Genomic DNA, 3,581 nt, shown 5'->3' with positions numbered 1-3,581 from the left:
GCCCGCTCTCGCGGCTCTGCGTGCCCACCGAGACCCGCTCCTCGGACAGCGTCATCGAGTCGCCGTCCTGGGCCGGGGCGGGACGCCGGTCCGTGTCGTCGAGACCCGCGGGGTCGGTGCGCTCGTCGTCGGCGACCACCGGCTCCTGGCCGGCGAGGCCGTAGTACCGGTAGAGGTCCTGCTCCTCGGCCGGGGTGAGGTCGGAGTCGTCCTCCAGACCCGGGGCGTCCTTGATCTTGTCCTTGCCGTAGGGCACGTGGAGCTCGTCGCCGGACAGGGTGGCCTCGTCCAGCGGGACGAAGGACGCCGAGCCGCCCATGAGGCCGGTCTTGACCGTCACCCAGCTCGGCTGCTCGGTGTCGTCGTCGAGGTAGACGGTGCCGACCTTGCCGACCTTCCCGTCGGCCTCGGACATGACGGTGGCGCTGTACAGGTCGTCGATCTGGCTCTTCGAGATGCGGGACATGCGTCCTCCAGGGGCGCGCGGGGCGCGCGGTCGCGGGTGGGGGGAAGGGTCGTGCGGACCGGGTCGCGGGGACGCGCCCGGACGGGGAGCGGCGGTGCTGGCGCGGGTCGGGGGTACCCGCCCGGTCAGCCGCGCCGGACGTGCGTGGCGGCCTCGGGCTGCTCGGTCGAGCTCGTGCGGGGCCAGGCCTTCGACCCGACGAGGCCGCCGACGGCCGACGCGACGACCGCCAGGCCGAGGCCCAGGGCCGCCCACGCCGCGGTGCTGCGAGCCGTCTCGACCGCCTGGTCCAGCTGGACCGACGGCACCTCCGCGGTGACCTGGCTGAGGCTGATCAGCTGCGCGGCGATGCGTCCGACGCTGCCGAGCAGCGCCCCGCCGCCGAGGAGCGCGAGCAGCAGGAAGACGACCAGGCCGAGCGCCCACACCAGGATCCCGTGCAGCAGACCGGTGTCCACGCTCCTCCAGCGGGCGGTCGCCGCCGCGGTCAGCCCGCCGAGGAAGAAGGCGGCGAGACCGATGAGACCGGTGACGAGGTCGGCGCTCGACCCCGGATCGGGCTGGCCCGGGTCCAGGGTGAGCCAGCCGAGGGCGAAGAAGCCGACCTCGAGGAGCAGGAAGGTGGCGACGGCCACGACGAGCCCTGCCCACACGGCTCCCCAGCGCACCTGGTCGCCGGTCTGGCCGGGGACCGTCACGGCGACGTCCACCGGGACGTCGACCTGCGGCGGGGTGCTGGGGGGCGGCGCCGCCTCGACGTGCTGCGCGGGCGGGAGCTCGTCGACGGTGCGCACGTCGACGGGACGGGCTCCTGCTGGTCGGTCGTCGTGCCTGGCCATGGATCTCCTCCTGGGCAAGAAGGACACCCGGTTCTCTCGCACCGACCCGGGCGTCCCCAGACGTGCGACGAGGTGGAGGAAGACGAGGCTCCCCCGGCGGCGCACGGGACATGGCTACCCGGGTCCAGGGGGAGCACCACACGAGGTGGTGATCGGAGTCGACCACCCTTCGCCCGCCCCGGCAAGCCGGACCGGGAGCGGCGCCCTCCGGCGCTGTGGTCCAGCCGGTGTCCTCACCGTCCGGGGGAAGGCCGCCGCACGACGGCCGGCCGGCTGCTGCCCAGGGGTTTCGACCTCCGAGGGGTGAGCGCACGGCCTGCCCCGACCACGCCGCCCGTCCACGCTGCCCGTCCACGCCGGGAGGCTGAGCGGGGACGTCCCCGGACGGGTCGACCGGGGCTCGTTCAGGTCGGTCTCGTCCTCGACGGGGTCACGACGCGGAGCAGGTCCTGGAGCTGCTGGCTCGGGGTGGTCGGGGAGTGGCGCAGCGCCAGGGCGCCGCGGATCTGCGCGGGGCTGAGGCCGGCGCGGCGGGCCTGGTGGATGAAGTCCAGGCGGGAGGCGGTGCTGTCGTCTCGTCCGTCCTGCGGGTCACCGGCGGGCCGGCCGGAGCTGGGCAGCAGCCCGTGCTCGTGCAGGAGGACGATGAGGGTGGGGCTGAGGAGGTCCTCGTGCGGGAGCGCCTGCGAGGTCGTGGGCCGGGCGCGACGCCGGCTCTTGGCGACGGACATCTGCCGGTCGGTGCGGGCCCAGGTCTCCTCCAGGGGCTCGGTGGGCCGGCTGGCGGTACCGGCGACGGCGGCGGGGATCCCGGCGGCGCGCAGGTGCTCCTCGACGCGGGCGCTGAGGGTGGCGACGGCGGCAGGACCGGCTCCGACGGCCAGGACGGTGAACTCGTCGCCCCCGACGCGCGCGAGCACGTCGCCCGGTCGGCAGGTGCGGCGCAGGACCTGGGCGGTGGCGACCAGCAGGGCATCGCCGGCGTGGTGGCCGTAGGTGTCGTTCGTGGTCTTGAGCTCGTCGAGGTCGATGGTGACGACCCCGGCGGAGGTGCCGTGGCGGGAGCAGCGGCTGTTCTCCCGGATCAGGTCCTGCTGCCAGCCTCGGCGGTTGCGCAGCCCGGTCAGCGCGTCGACCTCGGCCAGCTCCTGGGCCACCTCCTGGGCGCGGGCGGAGGTCAGGGCGAGGCAGAGCAGCCGGCCGAGCAGGTGCAGCAACGAGGTGGTGGCCTCCGGCAGCGGTGCCGGGGTGGTGTGGGTGGTGAAGCCGCACAGGGTGCCGACGACGTCCTCACCGGCCCGGAGCAGGACGCCGGTGCTGGCGCGGACCGCGAGGCGCCGCCCGCTGGCGCCGGTCCCGAGGAGCTCCTCGGCGTCGGTCACCGGCCAGACGCTGGTGCCCAGGTCGTCGGTGGGCACCAGGAGCTCCCCCCAGGGCAGCACCGTCCCGGCCGGCAGCTCGCCCGCCCACGGACCGGTCGACGCCGTGACGACGTGGTGGTCGCCCTCGACGCGGGTGGCCAGCCAGACCTGCGCGGGGCAGCCGAGATGCAGGTGCGCCACGGTCGCGGCGGCGGCGCGCACGACCTCCTGCGGCCAGGGCGACGGGGTCGCGACGCCGGGGGGCCCCGGCTCGGGCGGGGCGGGTGCCGCGGGTGGGGTGTCGAAGTGGTGGAGGGTGCCCGTCAGGTCGAGCAGGCAGGACACCGCTGGTGCCGGTGCCTGCAGCGCCAGTCGGGCGCCGGTCCGCGTGCGCGCGGCGAGCAGGACGCCCAGCCCGTGGCAGTCGATGAAGTCGACGCCGGACAGGTCCACGACGACGCGACCGGTCGCGGACCGTCCGGCGACGTCGAGCCGGCTCTGCAGGTCGGCGGAGGTCGTCAGGTCCACGTCGCCGGTGACCTCGACCAGGACCACGTCGCCGGCCGCGGCGGGCGCGTCCCCGTCGGCGCGGCTGCCGGGTCCGGTCGCAGGTGTCGTGCCGGTGGGACGGTGGACGGTCATCTGAGGGCTCCCGTGCGGTGCACATCGTGGTGACGTGCTGCCGGGGCCGGGACAGCGGCCGCAGCTCGAGGGGTTCCGAGGGCGGCACGCCGATGATGGCACCGAAGTGCCCGGATGCGGTAGGGGCCGTGGGACCGGGCGCGCGGTGGGCGTCGCCGGCGCCTCGCCGATCGGGGCAGCCGGCGACCGCCGGGCCGCCCAGGGGCCGGTCAGCTGGGCCGGTCGTGTGGGTCGGTCAGGAGGGGACGAGCGCGCGGGCCTCGAGCGAGCCGT

General features: G+C 75.8%; 3 protein-coding genes. All 3 read right to left on the bottom strand.

The window, feature by feature from the left end; genetic code table 11:
- The coding region (locus WDZ17_RS17180) for a PRC-barrel domain-containing protein (RefSeq protein ID WP_339576398.1) at window positions 1-466 on the bottom strand (466 nt) is incomplete at its 3' end.
- A gap of 125 nt (window positions 467-591) precedes the next feature.
- On the bottom strand, window positions 592-1,305 hold the full coding sequence (locus WDZ17_RS17175) for a hypothetical protein (RefSeq protein ID WP_339576397.1): 714 nt from the start codon (window positions 1,303-1,305) through the stop codon (window positions 592-594).
- A 404-nt stretch (window positions 1,306-1,709) separates the two neighbouring features.
- Entirely contained in the window at window positions 1,710-3,308 is a 1,599-nt protein-coding gene (locus WDZ17_RS17170) for a diguanylate cyclase (RefSeq protein WP_339576396.1), read from the bottom strand.
- Window positions 3,309-3,581 lie beyond the last annotated feature (273 nt).

Source organism: Pseudokineococcus basanitobsidens, from assembly GCF_037482545.1.
GTDB classification, from domain to species: Bacteria; Actinomycetota; Actinomycetes; order Actinomycetales; family Quadrisphaeraceae; genus Pseudokineococcus; species Pseudokineococcus basanitobsidens.
This window is presented reverse-complemented; position numbering and strand designations above follow the sequence as displayed.